This is a genomic window from Streptomyces alfalfae (assembly GCF_004127445.1).
GTDB classification, from domain to species: Bacteria; Actinomycetota; Actinomycetes; order Streptomycetales; family Streptomycetaceae; genus Streptomyces; species Streptomyces alfalfae.
In genome coordinates, this window is record NZ_QEXM01000057.1 from 112,642 (window position 1) to 135,546 (window position 22,905).

The 22,905-nt window shown below is 68.7% G+C and carries 19 protein-coding genes; 10 read left to right on the plus strand and 9 right to left on the minus strand.

Features of this window, described 5'->3' with window-relative positions:
* Positions 1–48 precede the first annotated feature (48 nt).
* Positions 49–2,664 (minus strand): SpoIIE family protein phosphatase, encoded by a 2,616-nt coding sequence (locus DCW30_RS35235; RefSeq protein ID WP_076688040.1) that lies wholly within the window; start codon positions 2,662–2,664, stop codon positions 49–51.
* Positions 2,665–3,105: 441 nt separating this feature from the next.
* On the opposite strand from DCW30_RS35235, the gene DCW30_RS36955 reads away from it, so the two are divergent.
* Positions 3,106–3,279, plus strand: a complete 174-nt coding sequence (locus tag DCW30_RS36955; RefSeq protein ID WP_162933609.1) for a hypothetical protein — start codon at positions 3,106–3,108, stop codon at positions 3,277–3,279.
* A gap of 404 nt (positions 3,280–3,683) precedes the next feature.
* A complete protein-coding gene (locus tag DCW30_RS35240; protein WP_076688042.1) occupies positions 3,684–4,235 on the plus strand; it encodes an EF-hand domain-containing protein in 552 nt (183 codons plus the stop codon).
* 8 nt (positions 4,236–4,243) lie between these two features.
* Here the strand turns inward: DCW30_RS35240 and DCW30_RS35245 are convergent, their stop codons facing one another.
* Positions 4,244–5,155, minus strand: a complete 912-nt coding sequence (locus DCW30_RS35245; protein WP_076688045.1) for a MerR family transcriptional regulator — start codon at positions 5,153–5,155, stop codon at positions 4,244–4,246.
* Positions 5,156–5,537: 382 nt separating this feature from the next.
* A complete protein-coding gene (locus DCW30_RS35250) occupies positions 5,538–6,134 on the minus strand; it encodes a hypothetical protein (RefSeq protein WP_076689787.1) in 597 nt (198 codons plus the stop codon).
* Positions 6,135–6,693: 559 nt separating this feature from the next.
* Between DCW30_RS35250 and DCW30_RS35255 the strand changes: the two genes are divergently transcribed.
* Positions 6,694–7,365: a maleylpyruvate isomerase family mycothiol-dependent enzyme gene (locus tag DCW30_RS35255; protein ID WP_076688048.1), complete on the plus strand. Its 672-nt coding sequence runs from the start codon at positions 6,694–6,696 to the stop codon at positions 7,363–7,365.
* Between the two features lie 227 nt (positions 7,366–7,592).
* Here the strand turns inward: DCW30_RS35255 and DCW30_RS35260 are convergent, their stop codons facing one another.
* A complete protein-coding gene (locus DCW30_RS35260) occupies positions 7,593–8,204 on the minus strand; it encodes a YdcF family protein (protein ID WP_076688050.1) in 612 nt (203 codons plus the stop codon).
* Between the two features lie 282 nt (positions 8,205–8,486).
* Positions 8,487–9,977, minus strand: coding sequence for an alpha/beta hydrolase family protein (locus DCW30_RS35265; RefSeq protein WP_076688053.1), 1,491 nt, complete (start codon positions 9,975–9,977; stop codon positions 8,487–8,489).
* A 357-nt stretch (positions 9,978–10,334) separates the two neighbouring features.
* Between DCW30_RS35265 and DCW30_RS35270 the strand changes: the two genes are divergently transcribed.
* The 3 genes from DCW30_RS35270 to DCW30_RS35285 all read left to right on the plus strand — a co-directional run bounded on the left by DCW30_RS35270 (position 10,335) and on the right by DCW30_RS35285 (position 13,774).
* Positions 10,335–11,603, plus strand: coding sequence for a sensor histidine kinase (locus DCW30_RS35270; RefSeq protein WP_079250275.1), 1,269 nt, complete (start codon positions 10,335–10,337; stop codon positions 11,601–11,603).
* Positions 11,600–12,262 carry a response regulator transcription factor gene (locus tag DCW30_RS35275; RefSeq protein WP_076688055.1) on the plus strand — a complete coding sequence of 221 codons (663 nt, stop codon included), beginning with the start codon at positions 11,600–11,602 and terminating at the stop codon, positions 12,260–12,262. Before DCW30_RS35270 ends, DCW30_RS35275 begins: the two co-directional genes overlap by 4 nt.
* 633 nt (positions 12,263–12,895) lie before the next feature.
* Positions 12,896–13,774, plus strand: a complete 879-nt coding sequence (locus DCW30_RS35285; RefSeq protein ID WP_076688058.1) for a TIGR03620 family F420-dependent LLM class oxidoreductase — start codon at positions 12,896–12,898, stop codon at positions 13,772–13,774.
* A gap of 331 nt (positions 13,775–14,105) precedes the next feature.
* Here the strand turns inward: DCW30_RS35285 and DCW30_RS35290 are convergent, their stop codons facing one another.
* From DCW30_RS35290 to DCW30_RS35300, 3 genes are all read right to left on the minus strand, one after another.
* Positions 14,106–14,897, minus strand: coding sequence for an aminoglycoside adenylyltransferase family protein (locus tag DCW30_RS35290; RefSeq protein ID WP_076688061.1), 792 nt, complete (start codon positions 14,895–14,897; stop codon positions 14,106–14,108).
* 77 nt (positions 14,898–14,974) lie between these two features.
* Positions 14,975–16,102, minus strand: coding sequence for a fatty acid desaturase family protein (locus tag DCW30_RS35295; RefSeq protein WP_076688063.1), 1,128 nt, complete (start codon positions 16,100–16,102; stop codon positions 14,975–14,977).
* Positions 16,103–16,109: 7 nt separating this feature from the next.
* On the minus strand, positions 16,110–17,165 hold the full coding sequence (locus tag DCW30_RS35300) for a ferredoxin reductase (protein WP_076688065.1): 1,056 nt from the start codon (positions 17,163–17,165) through the stop codon (positions 16,110–16,112).
* An 87-nt stretch (positions 17,166–17,252) separates the two neighbouring features.
* On the opposite strand from DCW30_RS35300, the gene DCW30_RS35305 reads away from it, so the two are divergent.
* Positions 17,253–18,392, plus strand: a complete 1,140-nt coding sequence (locus DCW30_RS35305) for a PucR-like N-terminal domain-containing protein (RefSeq protein WP_076688067.1) — start codon at positions 17,253–17,255, stop codon at positions 18,390–18,392.
* Between the two features lie 164 nt (positions 18,393–18,556).
* On the opposite strand, the gene DCW30_RS35310 is transcribed toward DCW30_RS35305, so the two are convergent.
* A complete protein-coding gene (locus DCW30_RS35310; protein ID WP_076689790.1) occupies positions 18,557–19,087 on the minus strand; it encodes a VOC family protein in 531 nt (176 codons plus the stop codon).
* A 632-nt stretch (positions 19,088–19,719) separates the two neighbouring features.
* Here DCW30_RS35310 and DCW30_RS35315 point away from each other — a divergent pair.
* From DCW30_RS35315 to DCW30_RS35325, 3 genes are all read left to right on the plus strand, one after another.
* Positions 19,720–20,178 (plus strand): hypothetical protein, encoded by a 459-nt coding sequence (locus tag DCW30_RS35315; protein ID WP_076688070.1) that lies wholly within the window; start codon positions 19,720–19,722, stop codon positions 20,176–20,178.
* Positions 20,179–20,787: 609 nt separating this feature from the next.
* Complete coding sequence (locus DCW30_RS35320) at positions 20,788–21,384, plus strand: hypothetical protein (RefSeq protein WP_076688073.1); 597 nt, start codon at positions 20,788–20,790, stop codon at positions 21,382–21,384.
* 487 nt (positions 21,385–21,871) lie between these two features.
* The gene (locus DCW30_RS35325; RefSeq protein ID WP_076688075.1) at positions 21,872–22,678 is read left to right on the plus strand and encodes a GntR family transcriptional regulator; all 807 of its coding nucleotides are present in this window, start codon (positions 21,872–21,874) and stop codon (positions 22,676–22,678) included.
* Positions 22,679–22,905 lie beyond the last annotated feature (227 nt).

The following is a 22,905-nucleotide window of genomic DNA, read 5'->3' on the forward strand; positions in this document are numbered from 1 at the left end:
ATGCAGGCATCCGCTCGCGCAGAACGGGCGGTCCGGCGTCGTCCGCCGTCATGTGCCCGGCGCGGTGGGACGCAGGGCGAGGAGGGCGATGTCGTCGGTGCTGCCGGCGCCGAGGCCGAGGATCAGTTCGTCACAGAAGACGTCGAGGGGGGCCCGGGCGAGGGCAGCGGTGTGCCGACGCAGGCGGGTCATGGCATCGCTGAGGGACTCTCCTGGGCGTTCGATCAGGCCGTCGGTGAACATGAGCAGGGTGGAATGGGCCGGCAGCGAGTCACGGGCTGTGGGTCTGGGAAAAGTGCTGTCCATGCCGATGAGGAGGCCGGAGGCGGTGTCCAGGTAATGGGTGTCGCCGTTGGGACAGGTCAGCAGCAGGGGGAGGTGTCCGGCGGAGGAGTGGTGCACTTCCCATGGGCCGCTGCGGGGGCCTTTCACGACGGCGTAGGCGCAGGTCGCGGTGGAATGCGGGTAAAGGGTGAGCGTCGCGAGGTCGAGGCGGCGCAGTACCTCCGAGGGCCGGTCCTGGCAGTCGACGGCGATGCCGCGAAGCATGTTGCGTAGTTGACTCATCGTCACGGCGGCGTTCAGATCGTGCCCGGACACGTCTCCGATGACCAGTGCCGTGTCGCCGTCGGGCAGGGTGAAGGCGTCGAACCAGTCGCCGCCGACCTGGGCGGTGGTACTGGACGGGGCGTAGCGGGCGGTGATCTCCATGGACGGGATGGACGGGAGACGGGGCAGCAGGGAGCGCTGAAGACGCTCTGCCGCGGTGCGGGTGTGCTGGTGCAGACGGGCGTTGTCGACACTCAGCGAGATGCCCTTCACGAGGTCGGCGACGAGGAGTGCGTCCTGTTCGGTGAAGGGGTCGTCGTGGCGGGTGCGTACGACGATCAGGGCACCCAGCACCTCGTGACGGGCTCGCAGCGGGGCCATGATCGTGCTGCCGGCGTTCAGTTGCTCGAACAGTTCCAGCTGCCGGGCGTCCAGAGCGCTCTCCGCCTGGTCCGGGGAGGGGATATCGGTGATCAGCAGAGGGCCCGCGCCGTGCAGGACCCGGGCCAGCGGTCCTCGCGCGTTCTCGGACAGGGGAGGCAGCCTGCCCAGGTCCACCCCCACGTTCAGGGCCCGAGGCTCGCGGTGGACGACGCAGACCCGTTCGGCATCCCCGTACTCGTCGAGCAGGTCGACCACGCACCAGTCGGCCATCTGCTGGGTGAGGACGTGGCACACCCGGCGCAGGCCCTCGCGCAAGTCGAGTGTGCTCGACAGCGCGCTGGTGGTGTCGGCCAGCAGACTCGACCGCTCCCGGTCCCGTCTCTCCTTCCCTCCGCCGGCCCGCGGCGCCGCTGCCGCGCCGGTCTGCAGCCGCACCGAGGGCCCGGGATCGGGACGTGATACCGGCCGATCCTCCCCGGGGGCCACCGCTCTGGGCATGAACTGGCCGATCCGCACCGTGCGGCCATCCACCGCCTCCTGACTTTGCACGTGCAGACGCACAGGGACCAGGCTGCCGTCGCGGTGCAAGGCCGGCAGAGGGATGGACCGGCCCATGATCCGGGACCGGCCGGTCAGCCGGAGCGCGGTGAACCCGGCCCGATGGCGCTCTCGCAGATGTTCGGGGATCAGCACGGTCAACGGTCGGCCGATCAGCTCGTCGGTCTGCCACCCCAGCAGGTCGGCCAGCGCGGTGTTGGTCGCGATGATCCGGCCGTCGTCGTCGGCCGCGACGGTCGGGATGCTGCTGTCCTCCACGTCACCGGCATCCCACGGCGTCAGTTCGGCGGAGGAAGCGTTCGGCGCGCCGGGCAGCAGCGTCCACGCGGTGGGCGGACCTCCGGAGAGTTGAGTGGCCAGTTGGTCGAGCACCCACTGGTAGTGGCTCCGCACGTGCGGCGGGGCCGGAAGGGTGAGCAGGGACCCCAGCTGCGCCGCCGCGTCGCCGTGCTCGAGCACGTGCCGCAACGTGTCCACGGCCGGCGCGGCTTCCAGGGGAAAGGCGATGTCCAGGGTCACCGTGGCGCCGCCGGTGACCGTCTCCTCGAGGGCGGATGTCATGCACGCGTTAATCACGTTGGTCACATCGTTGGCGACCATCACCTCGGAGTTCGACACCCCGGCACACTCCTCGACGGAAGTGGTCAGGATCAGCTCGCGCAACATCTCATCACCATGCTGCTGCGCCGCGCGGAACACGATGTCGTGCATGTCGATCAGTGTCACGGTCGCGGTTCGCCCGCACACCGGCACGGATTCCCACCCGGACGTCGGCGGCACCGGGGCCTTGGGCCACAGCTCGAACCAGGCGGTCTTGCGGCCCTCCGCGACGTGGGCCCCATGACTGGAAGCCAGCTTCTCGACCACAGCGAGGCCCCGTCCTGCACCGGCGTACGGCCTGGCCTCCCGCGGCACGAGCGGGCGCTCCGGCCGGCCGTCGCCGACTCGCACGCGCACTTTTCCCTCGTGTGACCAGACCCGCACCTCCACCTCGGTACGCGCGTGCAGCACCGCGTTGGTCACCAGCTCGCTGGCCAGCAGCTCGGCGGTGTCCACCACCTCTGGCGCAACACCACGCAACGCCGACCGCACGAACCGCCGGGCCAGCGGCACACTGCGTGCCTCCGGAGGAAAGCACTGAAAGGGAACTGCAGGTGGACTGTAGCTATCCATATCACCATCAATCCCTCTGAAACCGGAAAACTAACTCGCCGATGCGGCGTGAACCACCGATGCGGGGGTGTCTCCATCGGCCTCCACCGGTTGCGGAGCCTCCCGCGTCCCGGGCCGGGCAGGGGCACCCAGGCGCACCTCGGTTCGTCTCGCCGCCGCTCGGAGGGGGCAGCGGACGGGGCGCGGTGCCGGGGGATGATTCCCACGGGAGCCCGACGACGCGTTGCAGCGTGCGGAGCGCGCGCTGAAGGCTGCTGCCGACGACGGAACGGAACCCGACCTCCTCGACTCCGGCACCGCCTGCATCGGTTCGGGCCTGGACACGTCCTTCTCGGGGAACGGCGACAAGCCTTACCGGCTGGACATCACCTGCGACACGGACAGCGTCGAGGAGCTCACCCTGACCCTGTCCCGGGGGGGGAAGAGGAGCAGTCCTATGGTGTGGGCTGCGGGGACCGCGACGCGGACCAGTTCAACCTCCCGGCGGACAAGCCCTTCACAGCCCGCGTCGACCCCGACAGGCACGGCACTGGACTCATCGCATGGCACCTCAACGCGGTCGACCCGGGCGACGTGGAGGGGTGCGACGACGACATCGACGCGTGCGACGACTGAGACGTCCCGCTTCCACCGTACGAGGTGACCCATGCCTCGCACGGACTTCGAGACCAGGTCGGCGCCGGCTCAACTACTCCCCATTCGACAGGGGGCGTCAGACCAGCCCATGGACGACGAGCCGGCTCTGTTCTCGGTCGAAGGCGCCGACCAGGACGTTGGCCTCCGCCGATCCCCACTGGAGAGCCCCCTCTGGTCGATGTGCACGGTCAGAACGTCGTGGCTGCCGATCACCGCAAGCCACAGACGCACGGCCGACGCACCCGTAGCGCGATGCCCGGTGGCTGGGAAGTGATCACTGAATCGGGTGGTCACCCGCTGTCTCCGCACGTCTGCGGGGCACCGTGTCCCACGCTGGAGCGGACAGGGAAGGCAGACGAGGCAGACCACGAAAGGGGCCGACCATGACCGCTGCGGCACAGGACGTCATCACACTCAAGCTCGAGCGCACCTTCGACCAGATGGACGCCAACAAGGATGGCTGTCTCGACTGGTCGGACTACCAGAAGCTCGCCGACCGCTACATCCAGGGGTACGGGCTCTCCAAGGACGACCGAAGGGCCAGGGCGCTCCAGACCTTCTGCCAGATCTACTGGCTGGAGCTGCTTCGCCACGCAGGCGTGGACGGGGACAGGCTCACCAGAGACCAGTACGTCGTGGCCAACCGCCTCGCGGTCCTGGACAGCAGCCGCCTCAACGTGACCGAGATGGGTGGCCACGCGATCTTCGACATCATCGATGCCGACGGCGACAATGAGATCAGCAGGGATGAGTTCGCCCGCCTGATGCGGGACGTCTGGAAGGTCAACTCGCCGGGTGCGATGGACCTCTTCAGCAGGCTGGACATGGACGGGGACGGTGCGATCTCCCGCCACGAGTTCATCCGCGCGGTGCGTGAGCACTTCCTCTCCGTTGACCCGGACGCACCGGGCAGCATCTTCTCCGGGCACGTCTAGGCCGTGGGCTAGGTAGCGGGTGGCTCTTGGGCGGACAGCTCTTCGGCCAGTTCCATACAGCGCAGGCGGGCCGGGGAGAAGTCGTAGGGCATCTTGCCGATGGCTTCGAATACGCTCATGGAGTCAGCCTCCCGCCTGCGCGGGCTGAGGTCTGCCTCGCCCTCGCCGTCCTCGGTGGCAGCAGGGTGCAAAGCGTCCCAGGCGTCGAAGAGGGCGTCGTCGTCCTTCCCGAGCCTGGACTCCTCGATGACGGCCTGCAGGGCGCTTTCGAAGGCATGCCGCTCGCCGGCCACTTCAGCCACCCGCGGATCATCGACGGCGACGCTGTCATCGAGCGCCTCCTCGGCGTCATCGAGACGGTCGGATTCCTCCCGCAGAGTGGGATGTGTGGCCAGGACGACGAAGCGGGTGGCCTGGACGGCCGCGCCGAGGGGCCCGAGGATCCGCTCGGTGACCAACAGGCTGTCCCAGTCTGCTTGCCGCAAGAGCCCCTCGGGCAGGCTCTTGAGACGGTTGGTGACGAAGTCGGAGAGCAGGCCCATCCGGCTGCCTTCGGTGCGCATCCGCTGCACAGCGGTCCGCTGCCGCCGCAATTCCGCCTCCTGCTCGGCGAGGGATTCCTCCAACCGCTCCAGGATGCCCTCGATACCGTCTCCGCTGACCGCACTGGGCGCAGCCGTCCCGGTGGCAAAGGCGTCACGGATGTCATCCAGGGCGATTCCGGCGTCGGCCATCTTGCGAATCCAGAGCAGTCGGATCATGTCCTCGTACCCGTAGCGGCGGCGGCCGTCGCCGCCGCGCTCAGGCTCGGGGAGCAGGGCGATCTCGTGGTAGTGGCGAATCGCGCGCGGTGTGGTGCCGGCGAAGGCCGCCGCGTCACCGATCTTGACCTGGCGAGGCGGCATGAAGAACGCATGCATGAGTCGGGGGCCTTTCCTCAAGGGGTCGAGATGTAAGTCCACGGGACCACATGCCGCTACGGCAGGTGCAACTCCATACCCACCGCCCCGCGCCAATGCCAGGGAATGCGCGTTTCCTCCGTAATGTCCGCAGGCTCGTCCTGGCCTGCCGGGAACCCGCACGACGGCGGTCGGAAGGGGCGTAGTCACTTCGGAGGGGGCACAGTCACTGATGAATCACCCCGCGACGTGAGCCGTCGCCTCGAACTGCACCGCACCGCACGTTTGTCGAACCGGGCCGCCACGCCCCTGTGCTGCTTGAGGCGGCTGTCGAAGTACTGCAGTGAGTGCTCCACCAAGTGCGGAGGTATGCGCACCAGCAAGATCCCGCGATCAGCCGGCGTCATCCGGCGGGCGCGGCGGTGGCCGGGCGGTGAACCTCCCGGATGACTGCGGTGCCGGCCACGGATCGGTCCTCGTGCATGGAGATCAGCTGGCCGGGACGGACGTGCTTCCACTGCGAGGGGGTGAGGGGCAGGAGGCGAACCGTCGCTCGCTCGCCCGGCTCCAGAGAAGGCATGTCCTCAACCCAGATCCGGGCGACGTTGAGTGCGCGTTCACCGGCGGGTGAAAGGTGTCCGATGTCCCACATGGGCCGCATAACACCGTGACCAGCGATTGGCGTCGCACGTCGCGCCTCGCCGACGGGACGCAGCGTCAGGTCCGCCCGGACCATGCCGTTGCGGATCTCGGAGCACCGCCATTGGCACCAGGCCGAGCTTCGCTCAAGGCGGAGCTGTTCAGCCGCGTCGGCGATCTTTTCCCAGAAGGTGAGCGGAAGCGGATGACCAGCCCCGAGCTCCTCCAGCAGGCCCAAGGCGGTCTCCCACTCGTCGTGGACGAGGTAGTCCCAGATGTCTCCTACCGTGATGTCGTTCTCGGTTCCGGTCTCTTCCGGAACCAGCAGACCAGCCGATTCGAGCAGCCCAGCGACGTCCATGCGCTCATTGTCGGCCAGGCCGCCGTCGGGCTGCGTCGTCCTGGTCCCGCTCAACGGCAGCAAGTCGGTTCTTGACCCGGTCCGGGGCGGTAACCGCAGCCGTGTCGTCGGCCGGTCCCAGACGGACCACCACGTCCTGGATCTGCTTGCCATGCTCGCCGGACCGCCTGTGCTGCGACGACCACGGGCCGACGAGGACGGCCTCGCACATCACCGGCTGCCGGCGCACACAGCGCCGCGTCCTCAGCTCGGGCAGCTCATCACCACCTCCGGTCAGACACACGTTTGCCCCGCCCTGCCGGCGTGAGGCTTCGCCTGCCGCGGCTTCAGGCAGCAACCCCCCTTTCCACTGCCTTCGTCTCGTTCAGCGCACCTTGACCGGAGCGCATCGTCAGACGGATGTCGCCTGGACGGCAAGAGGATGGCCGAGTGAGCGGCGTAGTTTGAGGGGACTTTTCGGCACTGCGGAGTCGCATAGGTTCGTTGTGCCGGTGCAGCCGATGAGTTTGCGGGGTGTCAGGAGTCTGATCGGGGACACTTGATCTCTGGAGGCTGCCCTATGGCTAAATCACACGATTCGGATTCTCGGAAGGTTCTGGAACAGGCCATCCACGTCGAGCGGTTGGCGCTCGCTCAAGACCTCGCCGAGCTCAGCGAGGCCCAGTGGGCGGAAGCATCACTGTGTGAGCGCTGGACCGTGGAGGACGTCGTAGCCCATCTGACGGCAGGTGCCAGCACGAGAATGTGGCGCTGGTTGCTGAGCATGCTGGCCGCGAGGTTCAACCCCGATCTGCACAACGACCGGCGACTCGCAGAGCACCGTGGGGCTACATCTGAAGAGACCCTGCGGCGATTTCGCGAAGTCGTCGCCGGACCCGCCGGGCCGACAGGGCACACTGCGGCATGGCTGGGGGAAATAGTCGTCCACAGCGAGGACATCCGCCGGCCATTGGGTCTTGTGCGGACACCGCCAGTGGCCACGACGACCGCCGTGGCCCGGTTCTTCGCCGGCCGTGATTTCACCGTCGCTAGTAAGACTGCGATCGAGGGCTTGCGGATCGAGGCCACAGACGGACCGTTCGCCACGGGCGCGGGGGACCTGCTCCGAGGGCCGACCCTTTCACTGGTGATGGGGATGGCAGGCCGCGCAGCCGCCTGCGAGGATCTTGAGGGGGACGGTGCGGCAATCCTGCGCGCCCGACTGCGCTCAAATTCAAGAACTTCCCAATAGCGCTCGCCAGAGCAGCTGCGAGGTTGGGGACGCGGTTCATAGGCACTGTGTGTCCTGCGTCCATCGATCGTCTTCCCGGCGTCCAAGCCGTGGGCGTCCTTGGAGACGGTCCCGGCTCCCTTGGCGGACTGGATGTCGACGAGCGGTGTGACCGGCCAGGGGCATCGTCCCTGGCCGGTGGCGTCGGCTCAGAACCACCGGGCGTGAGGCCAATCAACAACGGCTGTCTACAGCGCTGTCCAGAGCGAGACCTTCCGCTCACCGGCTTTGACGCCGCGGAGTGTCCACAGTCCGTACAGAGCCAACAACGGTTTGACAGCCATCCACTCGCCAGGGCGGTAGTCATCCGCGCGTACCAGCCTCTCAGCAAGGTCGGGACGCTGCCGCCGCAAGTACGCACGGGCCTTGAGAGCATGGGCCGGTTGAGAGGCGATCTTGATGCGATCCACGTCTTCAAGCAGTGGGATCACGTGCATGATGTTCTCCCATGTCGTCGTGCTCTGGTCTTCGAGGAGCACCGTGCCGTTGAACGCAAGCACCGACTTCGCATAGTCAGCCATGAGTCGGGCCTCCGTGACGCCGCTGCTGGTCGCACCGCCGCTGAAGATCACACAGGTTTTCTGCGCACCGTCAGAGGTGATGGAACGGATGCCCGCACGGACTCGCCATCGGTTGATCAGATTCGCCGTCGATTGCGGATTCCGGTACCCCAGCACCACCACGGCCGTAGAGGAGCCGCCGCTACTGCTGACGAGCGCTCGAGACCAGCGCCAGTTCACCCACTCGCCCCAGGCCAGGGCCGCAGCCCCAGCGATCGCCAGTCCCGTCCTTCGCCGCATGCGGTGACTCTAGGACACCCCAGAGCAACTCGGGATCGGGCCGCCGAGGAACCGGCCGCGCTACAGGGGACGCATTCTGTTCGGAGTTCTCAGCGCGCGGAGGAGAATAGAGCGGGGAGCGTGAGGATCTCGTCGCGGCCGTCGCTTGCGACGAGTCGGAGGGTGCCTGACCACCGGTCGACTCCCTCCCAGCCGAGCTGCCCGCAGCAGTCCACCAGACCAACGTCGGTACTGGGGGTGCCATCGAGGGACGGGGGGCCGGTGGCGCTGTGGCAACAGTGATCAGCGGCTATGGCCCGAGCGGTAGACGCTGAGGTCGCCGTAGGCCGACAGGGCACCGGCCAGGTCACCGGGTTCGTGCCGCAGCGTGGTGTCCAGGAAGGCGCGAGTGGTCGCGGCGACGGCGCGTGGGCTCTCGGTGCGGCCGAGGGACCCGACCATCGAGGGCACAGGTGGCAGATAGAGGGGGGCGTCCATGAAGGTGAGGTGTGCGGCGCCGGGGATGGTGAGCCGGTAGCTCGTCGCGGTGCTGAGCTTGAGGACCTTGGTAAGACGAGGTATGTAGCGCGGGTCGGTTTCCGGGCTGATGGCTTGGGTGAGCGCGAGCACCGGCTGGTGGAAGGAGCGCGGTTCGGGGTCGCGGGGGTAGCCGTCCAGATTGATGACGGAGGTGAACCGGCGGTCCTGTCGGGCCGCTTGCAGTGCGGCGCCGCCACCCAGGGAGTGGCCGGTCACCGCGGCACGGCCGGTGTCCAGGCGTCCGGTCAGCGGGCCCGCGATCCGACCTCGGTCCAGACGGCCCAGCTGGGTGAGGACGAAGCTGAGGTCCGCGGCCCGGATCCCCGTTGTCTCGACGGCCCGTTCGTCGTCCTCGTCGTCATTCCCGGTGGGAAGCATCTTGGTGTGGATCGTTCGGCCGTGGGCGGGGACGACGGCGGCGGAGTCGTAGGGGTGGTCGAGGGCAGCGACCACATAGCCGTGGCTGGCCAATTCCTCGGCCCAAGCGGTGTTCTGGGTACGCACACCCCCCAGCCCTGGGGAGAACAGGACGACCGGGAAGCGTCCGCCCCCGTCGGCCACCGGGGCGTTGAAGACCGAACGCGTGCGGGCACTCGGGACGCCGTCGACCAGGAAGCCGGGCAGGCCGACGTGGCGCGCGAGAGCACCCGCCACGATGTGCGCCTCGTGTTTTGTGCGCCCGAGGTACTGGGCCCGCTGCGCGCCTGCGGGGCTCTTCCGCGCGGGATACCAGAGCTGAACCACGACCGTGCGCCGGTCGTGCGGGGCGGCGGTGGCGGTCTCGGGACGGTGCGGATCGGTCCACTGCACCACGCGGGTGCCGACCGCGAAGTCGCCTGACGGCTCGGGGAACACCGGCACGGGAAAGGCCCAGGCGGCCACCGGCCCCGCGGCTATCAGGCCGACGCAGGCCACCGACCCCGGCAACGCCACCCACCAGCGAGCCCGCCACGCCGGCCGACCGGAACGGCGTCGCAGCACAGGAGAGACGGCGAACGGCAACGCGAAGGCGGCGCCGGCCAGTATCGGCAGCACTTGCCAGCGGATCCCCGCCACACTCAGCACGATCGTGCAGAGCACGCAGACCGCTCCCGCCGCGGCCGCGACGCGTGGGCGGGCGGCCGGGGGAAGCCACCGCGCCGTCACCAGCGTGAGGGCACCCAGCAACGCAAGGATCTCCAGTGGGGACATGTGCAGTCCCGGGATGGTCTCGTTCACCCGGTCATCCTCGCTGCGAGTGCCCGGCTGCCGCATCGAACCCGGGTATCCATCGCGTGCAACCACCGTCGCAATCAGACACACCCCCTGTGCGACCGCAGTGGCATCCAAGCGCATCGCCTGTGCAACCCGGGTCGCAATCCGGAACGCCGGGACGGCGGCCGCTTTGCTACCACGGGATGTAGTGGGACTCCTACTGAGGTCGCATCGCGGCACGGTGCCATCAGACGGTGGTCTCATGTGCTCCGATGCAACTGCGGTCTACCGTGACAGGGCCACGGTACGTGCCGGGCGGCACGGTCCTGCGCTTTTCGTACACGACCCGGCTCCAGCTGACTGTGCGCGGTGGTGGCCCCGGGCCGGGGCCCTGACGCTGAACGACAGGAACGTGTGATGACGGATGCAGCCGCAGGGCCCCACCGTGCCCACCCGGTGCGCTACCAGGGCTTCGTATGGCTGATGCGGTACACCCACCCAGCCTTCATGCGTGTGGCGCGCCTGGTGAGTGCTGCCTGGCAGTGGGGCTCCCGGCTGCCGCCCTTGGTGTGTGACTCGCTGTTGCCGACACTGCTCCTCGTCAACGTCACGACCACACGCCCGCTCCACGAACTGCCCGTGGCCACCACCCTCACCGCCGCCCTTGTGCTGCCCCTGCTATGGCGGCGTAGGGCCCCGCTCATGGTGTTCGGCATGGTGACTGCCGCGGCCTTCGTCCAATGGCTGATGGACGTCCAACTGCTGGCGGACATCGCCTTGCTGATAGCGCTCTACACAGTGGCCGCGAGTTCTGGTCGGCGCGGCACACTTGCCGCCGGGGCCATCGTGGAGGCCGGAGTTCTGTTGGCCTGTTTGCGCTGGGCGGTGGAAGAAGCATTTCCGACCACCTTCGTCGCGGCCACCGCGATGGTGATCGCCTCCGCGGCCCTGGGTGTGAACGTACGGACCAAGGGCGTCTGCCTGGAGGCTCTGGAGGAACGGGCCGCGCGCCTGGAGCGGGAGCGGGACCAGCAGGCGCGGCTGGCCGTCGCCGAAGAGAGAACACGCATCACCCGGGAGATGCACGACATCGTCACACACAACCTATCCGTCATGGTCGCGCTCACCGACGCCGCCGTCTACGCGCAGCACCGGTCGCCCGACAAGGCGACCACCGCGATGCTCCAGATCTCCGAAACAGGCCGGCAGGCTCTGACCGACATGCGGCGTTCCCTGGGCATCCTGCGGACCGACGAACCGGACGCGGAGCGCCACCCGCTGCCCGGGATCGCCCAACTGGCAGCCCTCACCGAGCAGATGTGCGCCGCCGGACTGCCCACCCGACTCGAGGTCCACGGCGAGCACACCCACATCCCCGCCACCGCACAGCTGACCGTTTACCGCCTGGTGCAGGAAGCCTTGACCAACGCCCTCAAGCACACCCCCTCCGGGACGCATGCGCAGGTCCACGTGAGGTGTTCGACCGAGGCCGTGACGGTGCACGTCATCGACAACGGCCCCGGTACGACCCTCCCCGGCACCACGCCGTCCGGCCACGGCATTCCCGGCATGCGCGAGCGAGCGGTCGCCTACGGGGGAGAGTTGCGGGCCGGACCGCTCCCGGGCGGCGGCTGGGAAATCCATACCCGTCTCGACCTCGACAACGGGGGAGAGGTGACCACATGACGATCCGCATCCTGATCGCTGACGACGAAGCGCTGCTCCGGATGGCCTTCGGCACGGTCCTGGAGGCCCAGCCCGACATGGCACCCGTCGGCGAAGCGGCGGACGGCATGGAGGCCGTACGCCTCGCCCGGGAGTTGCGCCCCGACGTCGTCCTCATGGATGTCCGGATGCCCGGGACCGACGGGATCGAGGCGACCCGGCAGGTCATCCGGTTCTCCCCGCAGAGCAAGGTGCTGATCCTCACCACCTTCGACCTGGATGAATACGCCTTCGCCGGACTCAACGCCGGAGCCTCGGGCTTCCTGTTGAAGAACACCAGACCCGAGGAATTGCTCACCGCGATACGCAGCGTGGCCGTGGGCGACGCGGTGGTCTCCCCGCGGATCACCCGCCGCCTGCTGGACAACGTCTGTCCGAACCTCCCCGACGGTCGCAGCGCCGCCCGCGACGAGCGGCTGGGCCGACTCAGCGCCCGCGAGCGCGAGGTACTCGTCCAGGTGGGCTGCGGCCTGTCCAACGCCGAGATCGCGGCCGCCCTGCACCTCGCGGAGGCGACCGTGAAGTCCCACCTCGGGCGAATCCTGCAGAAACTCGAACTCCGCGACCGTATACAAGCCGTGGTCTTCGCCTACGAGAGCCGCCTCATCCACCCGGCATGACCGACCCGGACGTCCGGACCCAACGGTGGTGTCCTCAGCCAGAAGACGGCCGTCGAACTCGGCCCGGCCGACACGCTCTCGACCGCTCGTGCCGCCCGGCAGCCACACCGTCACCCTCGGGAAAGGTACTTGGCTGGGATTGCCGGAATTGAAGAATGTCGGACATGCAGATGCGACAGGCACGGCCTGATGACGCGTCAGCGGGTGGCGGTCTCCACGTGCGCTCCTGGCAGGCGGCCTTTGCCGGTCTTGTTCCCCTGCATTACCTCGACGCAATGGACCCAAGTCGCGAAGATCGGGCACAGGGACTGGAAATCAGTTGATTCTGGCCACGTTGGCGGCTCTCGGGCAGGCCGACTCGGCTCCCGGTTTTGCACGCCACGGAGCCCGGAAGCAGGGTGGTCACGCGTTCGAGTCGAACTTACGGGTCCGTCCCGATGTCGCCGTTCCCGCCTGCTGCTGCGGGCGGTGGTACTCCAGCGTCGCCTCGCGGATGCATTCGTGTGCGGTTTTCCGTCAGGGTCGGTGAACCAGACATTGGTGGTCGGCTTCCGGGCAGGGCAGAGTCTTCAGATATGCAGCTCGTGCCCGCGCCGTTACAACGGGAGTCCTACATCCAGGAGGACTTCCCTTATGCATCTCGGGACGACGGGTATCTGGAGTCTGGCGTTCACGCACGGAGACCGCACCGAAGCACGCGAGGCTGCGGCTGAACTCGAAGAGCTTGGCTACGGGACCATCTGGCTCGGCGGAAGCCCAGGCGGTAACCCTCGCGCAGACCTGGCCACGGCAGCCGAGATCCTGGCCGCGACCAGTCGGGGCACCGTCGCGACCGGGTGCGTGTCCATCTGGGACAGGGCCCCGGCCCAGCTCGCCGCCGCCTACCACGCACTGCCTCAACGGCAACGAGACCGGCTGCTGGTGGGGCTCGGTGTCAGCCACGCGGATTTCGTCGACCGTTACCACAAGCCGTACCGGGCACTGAGCTCCTACCTGGACGCATTGGACGCGGCGACTCCCGCACTGCCGCCGACCGCGCGCATCGTCGGTGCGCACGGGCCGCAGATGACTCGCCTGGCAGCGGCCAAATCCATGGGCGCACACCCCTATCTGGTCGCTCCGGCTCATACGGCCTGGGCCAGGTCAACGTTGGGTGAGGGCCCCCTGCTGGCGCTGGAGCAGACCGTCCTCCCGCACTGCGACGCCGACAGCGCCCGCGTCAAGGCCCGGACCATGCTCGCTCCCTACCTGAAGCTTGCCAACTACCGAGAGGCCTGGCTGCGCGCGGGCTTCACGGCCGAGGACCTGGCCGGTGGTGGCAGCACCAGGCTGATCGATGCGCTTTTCGCCTGGGGAAACCCGGACGAGATAGCCGCACGGCTCACCGAGCACCGGCTGGCCGGCGCTGACCACGTAGCCGTCCAGGTGGTCACTGACGACCCAGCCACCTTCACCCGCCGGGCATGGCGTGACCTCGCTCCAGCGCTCACGTTGTCCGGGGCCGGCTGCTGACCGTCGTCGCGCGGCAGAAGGGAAGGCGGGGAGGTGTGCGGCGTCGCGGACCCATGACACGACCGGTTCCTCGGCACCCGTAGCGCATTCGTCGCCCTCGCCCGACGGAGGTGGCGGGCAGGGGACCCTGCCCCGCCGAATGCTCCCGGTGCTCTGGAGAGCGGCAAAGTCGGCGTGCGCCCGGGGCTGGTCGCCGGGTATGCCGACCGCTTGTCGTGCACGGTGGGCGCCTGTAGATACTGGACGAGCTGGGGCCCTTGCGCCTGCTCGTTCTCCGCCTTCGCGGCACGGAACGAGTCGCTGTGACCAGTAGAGGAACGATTCTCGGTGTTCAGTGCCTCCGGAGCGGTTCTTGTGTCCGATGGCTCCGGGGGATCAGTCGGTCGATTTCGGCGAGCACGTGATCCACATGCGGACGGACCTGAGCCCGCAACGTCTCGCTCCAACTTTCCCGGCTGTAGTGGCAGGTGAGATAGAGCTGTCTGGCGTGCTCGAGCACGGGGCGGTGCTCGGGAGGGAGCCGGGCGAGGGCCCAGTCGGCGGCAACGTCCTTCGGTCTGATCCGTCCGGTGGCGAGCGTGGTCCAGATACGTGCGAAGGTCAGCAGGACGTTGCGGGTGTCGCCATCCAGGTCACCGAGCAAGTCGGGAACGCCCGCCACGCTTGCCCGGACCAGGTCGGAGTGCGGGACGGGGTCGAGGACCTGTGCCGGCCGCGGACCGATGAGAGGGGAGTCGCCAGCCAGCGTCATCGCGATCAGCAGGGCCAGATCGGACGACGGCTCCGGCCGGGGAACCGTCCCGGACTCGTACTCGGCGCGCAGCCACTCGCCGTACAGGAAGTCGCAGGCCGGAGGGTATCGCCATGGCCGCACCTCGGACTGGACGACCACTGTGAGCTCGACGGGGCGGGCCATGTCCCGGGAGCCGGAAAGAGCGAGCAGGCCATCAAGGAGCGCCCGTCGTTCCGGCTCGTCCATCGAACTCCGGGAGACGAGCAGTACGTCCACGTCGCTGGCTGGTCTCAGGCCTCCGAGCACGGAAGAGCCGTGAAGGTAGGCGCCCATGAGATTTTCGCCCAGAACACCACTGGTCAGTTCCACGATCTCCTGAAGCTGCTTCACCGCGCCAGTGTCTCCCGTCGTCCGGTCCGACCGCACGGCATTACGGGGAGCGGCTCACAGTGCGCCGTTACGCGGCGTCAGGCCGCGACGAGTTCCTGCTTGCGGTTCGGCACCTCGGGCGTATTGACCTTGGGCTTCCTGTTCGGCAGCGAGAGCCGGAAGACCTTGTGCCACGCGGAGGCCACCTGCTTGGGCAGCGGTCCGGTGACGTAGTCCAGCTGGTACTTCTCGAACAGCGCGCGCACCTTCACCGCGACCTCGGCGTACCGGTTGCTCGGCAGGTCCGGGAACAGGTGGTGCTCGATCTGGTGCGACAAATTGCCGGTCATGAAGTGCATCGCCTTGCTGCCGCTGATGTTCGCCGAGCCCATCATCTGGCGCAGGTACCACTGGCCGCGCGTCTCGCCCTTGATCGACCGGCGCTCGAAGACCTGTACGCCCTCGGGGAAGTGCCCGCACATGATCACCGAGTGGGACCAGACGTTGCGGACCAGGTTCGCGGTGAACGTGGCGGCGAGTGTGGGGAGGAACGACGGGCCCGACAGCAGCGGGTGGATCACGTAGTCCTTGAGCACCTGCTTGCGGATCTTGCGGCCCACGGCCTTGGCCCGCGCGCGGAACTCCGGGTTCTTGCGGCGACGCTTGTCCAGGTTCTTGCCGAGCTCCAGGTCGTACGCCGCGATGCCGTACTCGAAGAAGCACGCGTTGAGGAAGTTCCACAGCGGCTGGCCGAGGTGGAGCGGGTGCCACTTCTGGTCCTCGTCGACGCGCATGATGCCGTAACCGAGGTCGTTGTCCTTGCCGATCACGTTGGTGTACGTGTGGTGCAGCTCGTTGTGCGAGTGCTTCCACTGGTCGGCGGGCGAGACGTGATCCCATTCCCAGGTGGTGGAGTGGATCTTCGGGTCCCGCATCCAGTCCCACTGGCCGTGCAGGATGTTGTGGCCGATCTCCATGTTGTCCATGATCTTCGCCACGGACAGTCCGGCGGTGCCGAGCAGCCACGCGGGCGGAAAGCTCGAGAACAGCAGCACGCCCCTGCTGGCCAGCTCGAGCTTGCGCTGCGCCGAGATGACCTTACGGATGTAGGCGGCGTCCTTCTCGCCGCGGTCGGCGATCACCTCGTCGCGGATCGCGTCCAGCTCGCGGCCCAGCTCCTCGATCTGCTCCGCGGTGAGGTGGGCGGTGGGGTCGATGGCGGTCAAAATGCTCCTACCGTTCGATGTCACAGGGGCCCGCCGCGGCGGACACGCAGGTCTGGATGAGGACGCCCGGTTCGGCCTCGGTGATCTCGCCGGTACGCAGGTCGCGGACAGCGCCCGTCTTGAGCGGCGTGACGCAGCCGAAGCAGATGCCCATGCGGCACCCGGAGGGCATGAGCACGCCGGCCTCCTCCCCGATGTCCAGCAACGGGGTGGCGCCGTCCGCGTCGACGGTCTTGCCGGTGGCGCTGAACGTGACCTCGCCGCCGTCGCCGGCGACGACGATGCTGGGGCGGAAACGTTCGGTGTGCAGGCGCTCTCGGACGCCGTGCTCGCTCCAGTGCTCCTCGGCGGCGTCGAGCAGGCCCGCGGGCCCGCAGGCCCAGGTCTCGCGCTCGGCCCAGTCGGGTACGAGTTCGTCGAGACGGGCGATGTCGAGCATGCCGTCCGTGTCGGTGTGCACTTCGGTGAGCCGCAGCTTCTGGTCGGCGACCAGGTCGTGCAGTTCGTTGCGGAAGATCACGTCCTGCGGCTGTGGCGCGCAGTGGACCATGACGACGTCGTCGAACTCGACGTCACGCAGCATGCCCATCACGGGCGTGATGCCGCTGCCGGCCGTCAGATGGAGCACCTTGGCGGGCTTGGCCTGCGGCAGCACGAAGTCGCCGGTCGGCTGGTCGAGCTGGATCAGTGTGCCCGGCTTCGCCCGGCGGACCAGGTGGGTGCTGACCTTGCCGCCCGGGATCGCCTTCACGGTGATCGTGAAGCGGCCGTCCTGGCGGTTTGTCGGTGAGGTGATGGAGTAGGCACGCCACAGGCGCACCCCGTCGACGTCGACGCCGATCCGCACGTACTGACCGGCCGTGTGACCGCGCCAGCCCCGTCCCGGCCTGATCACGATGGTCGCGGCGTCACCCGTCTCGGGGTGCACGGCCTCGATGCGCCCACGCAGGTCGGCGCCCGCACGCAGCGGGCTGACCAGGTCGAGGTAGTCCGACGGCAGCAGCGGCGTCGTGACCATCTCCAGCAGTTTCCACGCCCTGCCGCGGAGGGCTGTACTCGTCATGACTCCAGCTTGCTGTGCCTCAAGGCGTAAAGTCCTGACCGCAGGACGTAAATCTGGTCGGCCGAATTGTTCGTGGGGAACAAAAACGTGAGCCATGCAATCCGGAGGGCCAGCGAACTGGCCCTTGATGAGACGACGGTCACCGCACTTCGGGCCGCGCTGAAGTCCACCGCCGACGAGGTCGTCCAGGCGATCATCGAGGAGGTCCCTCCTTACGCCAACGCCCTGTCGGGCAGCATGGGCGCCACCATCCGCCGAGCCGTCCATACCGCCCTGGGGCACTATCTGGACCTCGCGAGCGGGAACGCCACAGGCGGCGACGCCGGGGACGCGGCCTATGAGCTGGGCCGCGGCGAGGTGCGCGACGGGCGTTCGATGGACGCCCTGCTCAGCGCCTACCGCGTCGGCGCCCGCGTGGCCTGGCGATGCCTGGCAGCGGGTGCGGTACCCGCAGGTCTGCCCGCTGCCGAGGTGGCGAAATTCGCCGAGCTGACGTTCGCCTACATCGACGAGCTCTCCGCCGCGAGCGCCGCGGGCCACGCCGACGAACTGGCCGCCCGGGGCAGGGCCCACGAGCTCCATCTGGAACACCTGGCCCGCGACCTCCTCGCCGGCGCGAGCCCGGACGTGCTGCTGGTCTCCGCTCAACGAGCCGGGTGGCAGCCTCCGGTTTCACTGACCGCGGTCCTGCTGCCCGCCGCCCAGGCTCGGCCCGCCTACCGCACGCTCGACCCGAACACCCTCGTCCTCGACGATCTCCCGGATGCCACGGGTGTGCTGCTCGTCCCCGATGCCGACCGAACGCATCTCTTGCGGCAGCTGACCGAACGCACCGCCGTGGTCGGCCCGACCCGACCATGGGCTCGTGCGTCCGCCTCGTACGCACGAGCCGTACGCGCGCGCTCCCTCTCCTCCGACATCCGCGACACCGAGGACCACCTGCCGGAGCTGGTGCTGAGCGCCGACGCGGACGCGTTCGCGGACCTGCGTGCCCGAGCTCTCGCACCGTTGCGGACCTTGCCCGTCGCGACCGCGCGGCGGCTGGAGGAGACGTTGCGGGCGTGGCTGCTGCACCAGGGCAGGCGTGACGAGGTGGCGGCGGCGCTGTTCGTCCACCCCCAGACCGTCCGGTACCGGATGGCGCAGCTGCGGGAGCTGTTTCCGGATCTCGGATCGCCGCAGCGGGTCCTCGAACTGACGCTGGCGGTCGGGCTTCGGGGCGGCTGACATGGCCGAGGGCGCCAGGGGCCTCGGTCCACGCTGCGGGCTGCCGGCCTACACCGCGGACCCCGGCCGATGCCACGGGTGGCACGGACGTGGTCGCCCGCAGGCGACCGTTCTGGATGCTGGTGGCCGCCCTGATCCTGTCGGCGTTCGTTGCCGCGGCAGCGTCAGCGCCAGTGGTTGTTGCTGGTGTGGTCGCCGGCGAGCCAGCGGGCGAGATCGGCGTGCGCCGTCGCGCGCCGCTCGATCTCGGTCTTCTCCGCCTCGGGGTGATCGACGGTGAACTCAAGCATCAGCCCGTTCGGGTCCGTGATGTACAGGGAGAAACAGAATCCGTGATCTGTCACGAAGGTGTCCGGCTCCCTGTAGTCGGCCTCGCTGATGCGCTTCCGCATCGCCTTCTGGGTCTCTTGCCCGACCTTGAAGGCGATGTGACGAAAGGGAGTGAAATTGACGTCAGTCGCGAACTCCTTCTGGTCCGCGGGGTCGGCGAACTGGAAGAAGGCCAGCGCGCCTCCATCGGCCAGGCCGTAGAAGGTGTGGCAGTAGGCGCGCTCGGCGCCGGATATCACGGCGGTCTCAGTCCATGTGGCTGCCAGAGGCAGGCCGAGAACATCCTCGTAGAAGCGACGGGTGGCTTCCTGGTCGTCGGTCAGCCACGCGTGGTGGTGGAGGCGCAGGGGGAGGGCTTCGCTCATGTCGATCATCTCCTTTGATGAGACAGGGAATGGGGGGACATGGGGGGGGCGGTCAGCCGATTGCGGATTGCGGACTGCGGACTGCGGACTGCGGACTGCCGAATGCCCACTCCCTGACCAGGATGACCGATGCGGTTGAACATTGAACCACTTCGCGCCATTGCCTGGTACGCCCGGACCGGGCACCGGCCTTCCGTCGGTCGACCTGCGAGAACGGGTGCCGGCAGCGAGCATCGACTGAGGCCGCATCCCTTCGCTCCAGGGCCGCCCCAACCTCTGGCGGGCCACCTGAACTGGCGATACCCCAAGGGGGAAGAATTCACCGAAGGCGTGCCAATTCGTCCGCATCTGCAGGGTCGGCCTCGTGGCTACGGGAGTCGACGGCACTGCGCAACGCCTACAGGCACGGCGGTTGGGGCGAGCGAACCTCACGCCTGGCGGAGGCCTTGCCGGGGGGTCAGGCGAGGATGGTTGCGAGGGCGCTGGCCACGGTCGCGGTGAGGCGAACACATCACCACCCGGGGGCAAGCAGGTGCACGACGAACGGACCGGTCATACACCGACACCGGATTCGGCTCTGGAATTCGGCTCTGCCGGAACTGCGCAGGAGGCTGGAGTCCGGGCTGGCCAAGGTGCGGCTGAAGAAGACGGATCTGGTCGCCCGGACAGGCCTGAGCCGTACCGTCGTGCAGCAGGTATTCCAGGCCGACGGGCCGGTGCCGTCGGCACGGACGGCGACGGCGCTTGCCGGGGCGCTGAGGCTGCCGGTGGAGAATCTGCTGGATCTTCAGCGGGTCGCGGCCGGTGAGGGGAGCGTTGAGAAGCCGGGGCCGGGCTGGTCGATCGGGCAGTGGGACCCGCACGCCCTGGAGGTCCATCTCTCCAGTGCCGCCCAGGACGGTACCGGGCTGTCGGGACAGCGTCTGCTGCCCGGCGCCTTCTGTGGCGGCTGCAACTTTCTGCGCCCTCACCTTGAGAGGCTCTTCGCCCGGGAGGCTGAAGCCAACGGCGGACGCTTCACAGCAACCGCACCCCGGATCGGGCGGGTCGGTCACCCTCTTCCGGCCGGTCGGCGGCATGTTCGACGATAAGCCCCTCCCGAGCTCGGAGCGACGTCCCCCGAGCCGTTCGTCACGGTCGTCCCGGCCCGGTTCTCCGCCAACGCCTGGCAGCGCCTCGTTCCACTCGCCGGCCCCGTACGGAGGTGGAGCAGCCAACGGGGCGGCGTCCACGTCGTCCAGCCCGGGGACCGGTTCTATGGGGGCCGGTTCCCTGCCTGGCGGCTGGAGACGCTCCCGGCCGTGAACCCTCCCACCATGCCGACCGGAGCGCCCGACGCCGGCTGTGCCGAGGGCTATGCCGAGAACCCGGTGTCTGGTTCACGGTGCAGCCCTCAGAAGTCGGCCGGCACCAGGAAGAGCATGCGACGTGGCTGCGCCCGCCGTTCCTCACCGACCGAAGCCCTCTCGGCCCCGCCTGGCAGCGGCCTACAGGGCTTGGAGGGCCCTCTGCCCCGCGACCTCACCCCGGCCGAAGAGAGCACCCCACACAGCACAGCTCAGTGACCGCCGAGGCAGCCACCCGCAGGGGACTTTGCCGGACGAGCGGGCGGCGGGCCGCGGTACAAAGCTCAACTCTATGATCGTCACCGTAGAAGCAGGCAGGGCAACGTCCCGCCTGCCCGACACGAGGTGGGGACCGTGGGGCAGACCTGGGGTGCGCTGGCTGTGGCCGTCGTCGGTGTCATCGGCACTCTGGGCGCGGCCCTGCTGACACAGAGCCGGGCGGATCGGCTCAAACGCCATGAACTGGAAGCCATGGCTCGTCAGCAACGCGAAGAGCGCGCCCACGCCGAGCACGTCCGGCAGCAGGAAGCGCGCCTGGTGGCGCGACGGGAAATGATCGACCTGCGCCGTGCGTGCTACATCTCCCTCAACACCACGGCCCGGCAGTACCAGACCGCGCAGATCAACCTCATGCACGCCCTGCGGGCCCGGGACGACGCGGAGGCCTGTACGTGCGTCGAGCAGCTCGAAGAACGGCGCCTGGTCCTCCGCGACAGCTATGCCGAGGCGCAGATGATCCTGCCCCGCGCCGTGCTCGAAGACGCCCGGGCAGCGAACCAGCAGCTCAACAACACCTACGGCCTCTTGAAAAGAATGGTGGCAGGCGGGCATCCCAACGCGGGCGAACTGGATGCCCTCCATATCGAGACGGAGATGTCGTGGGCACTGCTGTCCGACTTGAGGGCCGCCATGCGCCACGATCTCGGAGTGGACGAGGCGTCCGAGGAATAGAGCTCAGCCGTCGGCAGGACGCCCCCGCCCTATGGCGCCAACGTCGTCCTCACCCAGGAACTCGCCCGCGGCTTGCTCGTAGTGCGCACCGCGCTGTGGCCGCTCCCGGACTCGGCCGTCACCGACCTGCAGCGCCACGCCTCCACCAGCCGGGCTGGGGACCCGGCTGTGGCGTGAGGGCGAACGGCTGACCGGCGTCACCTTTCCGGCCGCCCTGCAGACCTGATGTCGCCGTGAGCCAAGGCGGGGCCCCTCACCCTTCGGCGCCACCGGACCGGATGCGAGGACGACTGACCCCGCCCCGGTCGGGACCTTGTCCGCCGCGGGTGGCGTACCCGGCCGGCCGCCCCGCAGAACCCCAGGTCACCTCATCATTGCAGGTCACGCAGGGTGGCGTAACGTCGCGGCAACATAGCTCGCCTAGCGTCGGTGTCCGGCGCGGGGTGTTGCCCGCGTCGGACGTCCACGTGTCCACCGTGAGGGAGCCATGCGCGATCCGAAGCCGAGGAGCGGCGGGTCCGGCGTGTCGCTGACGCGGGCCGACCGGGCCCGTACTGTGGCCAGCGTGCTGCGCCGGCAGGTCATGCGCGGCGCCTTTCCCGGTGGAGTGCTGCCCGACGAGCGAGCCCTGATCGCCGAGTTCGACGCCTCCCGGAACACCGTCCGGGAAGCCCTGGGCCTCCTGCGCGACGAGGGGCTCGTCGAACGCCGCCGGGGCGTGGGCACGGTCGTGACCGGCCGCGCCTACGAGCATCCGCTCGGTGAACTGTCGGGGCTCGCCGAGGTGCTCCAGCGGCACGGCGTCGTCGTCAACGAAGTACGCGAGGCCCGCGTCCTGCGGCCACCGCTCACGGTCGCGCGCCGGCTGGGCCTCCCCGAAGGAGGCATGGCCGTCTACCTGGAGCGGCTGCGCCGGGTGGACGGCATCCCCCTGTCCCTGGACTGCACCTACCTCATCCCCGAGGTGGGAGAGCCTCTGCTGGCTCGAGCCGGGAAGACGCCGCGCACGCTGGAGAACCACGACGTCTTCGATCTGATCGAGACCGCGACGGGCATGCCGCTCGGCTCGGCCGAGGTGTCCGTCCACGCCACGGTCACCGATCCGGCGACCTGCGCGGTCCTGGAGATGCCCGCGGGCGGCGCGATCCTCGCCGTCGAACGCCTCACCCGCCTCGCGGACGGCCGCCCGGCCGACCTGGAGTTCCTGCACCTGCGCGGGGACCGGCTGACCCTGCACGCCACGCTCGACAGGGCGACCAGGTACACCGACCCCTCCGGCAGCTCCTCGTCGTAGCGGCTCCACGCGTCAACGCTCATGCGTAGGAGCCCGTCTGACGCAGCATCAACCCCGTACCGAGCGTGCGTCAGAACGCGACGCGATGTGGCGTGTCGCGCCGCGCGTGCCCGACTTTTCTCCCCTGTTTCCACGGAGGTCCCGTTGGAGCCCACCGAGCCCCGCGCCGTGCCCGCCGCCCGTCCCCCTCACGCAGCCCACCCACCTACCCGCCCGCCTGCCCCTCC

What these genes read in the sequence shown, in the direction of transcription:
- DCW30_RS35235 (WP_076688040.1), bottom strand. Translation starts at nt 2,664, where the DNA reads ATGGATAGCTACAGTCCACCTGCAGTTCCCTTTCAGTGCTTTCCTCCG.
- DCW30_RS35240 (WP_076688042.1), top strand. Translation starts at nt 3,684, where the DNA reads ATGACCGCTGCGGCACAGGACGTCATCACACTCAAGCTCGAGCGCACC.
- DCW30_RS35245 (WP_076688045.1), bottom strand. Translation starts at nt 5,155, where the DNA reads ATGCATGCGTTCTTCATGCCGCCTCGCCAGGTCAAGATCGGTGACGCG.
- DCW30_RS35250 (WP_076689787.1), bottom strand. Translation starts at nt 6,134, where the DNA reads ATGGACGTCGCTGGGCTGCTCGAATCGGCTGGTCTGCTGGTTCCGGAA.
- DCW30_RS35255 (WP_076688048.1), top strand. Translation starts at nt 6,694, where the DNA reads ATGGCTAAATCACACGATTCGGATTCTCGGAAGGTTCTGGAACAGGCC.
- DCW30_RS35260 (WP_076688050.1), bottom strand. Translation starts at nt 8,204, where the DNA reads ATGCGGCGAAGGACGGGACTGGCGATCGCTGGGGCTGCGGCCCTGGCC.
- DCW30_RS35265 (WP_076688053.1), bottom strand. Translation starts at nt 9,977, where the DNA reads ATGCGGCAGCCGGGCACTCGCAGCGAGGATGACCGGGTGAACGAGACC.
- DCW30_RS35270 (WP_079250275.1), top strand. Translation starts at nt 10,335, where the DNA reads ATGACGGATGCAGCCGCAGGGCCCCACCGTGCCCACCCGGTGCGCTAC.
- DCW30_RS35275 (WP_076688055.1), top strand. Translation starts at nt 11,600, where the DNA reads ATGACGATCCGCATCCTGATCGCTGACGACGAAGCGCTGCTCCGGATG.
- DCW30_RS35285 (WP_076688058.1), top strand. Translation starts at nt 12,896, where the DNA reads ATGCATCTCGGGACGACGGGTATCTGGAGTCTGGCGTTCACGCACGGA.
- DCW30_RS35300 (WP_076688065.1), bottom strand. Translation starts at nt 17,165, where the DNA reads ATGACGAGTACAGCCCTCCGCGGCAGGGCGTGGAAACTGCTGGAGATG.
- DCW30_RS35310 (WP_076689790.1), bottom strand. Translation starts at nt 19,087, where the DNA reads ATGAGCGAAGCCCTCCCCCTGCGCCTCCACCACCACGCGTGGCTGACC.
- DCW30_RS35325 (WP_076688075.1), top strand. Translation starts at nt 21,872, where the DNA reads ATGCGCGATCCGAAGCCGAGGAGCGGCGGGTCCGGCGTGTCGCTGACG.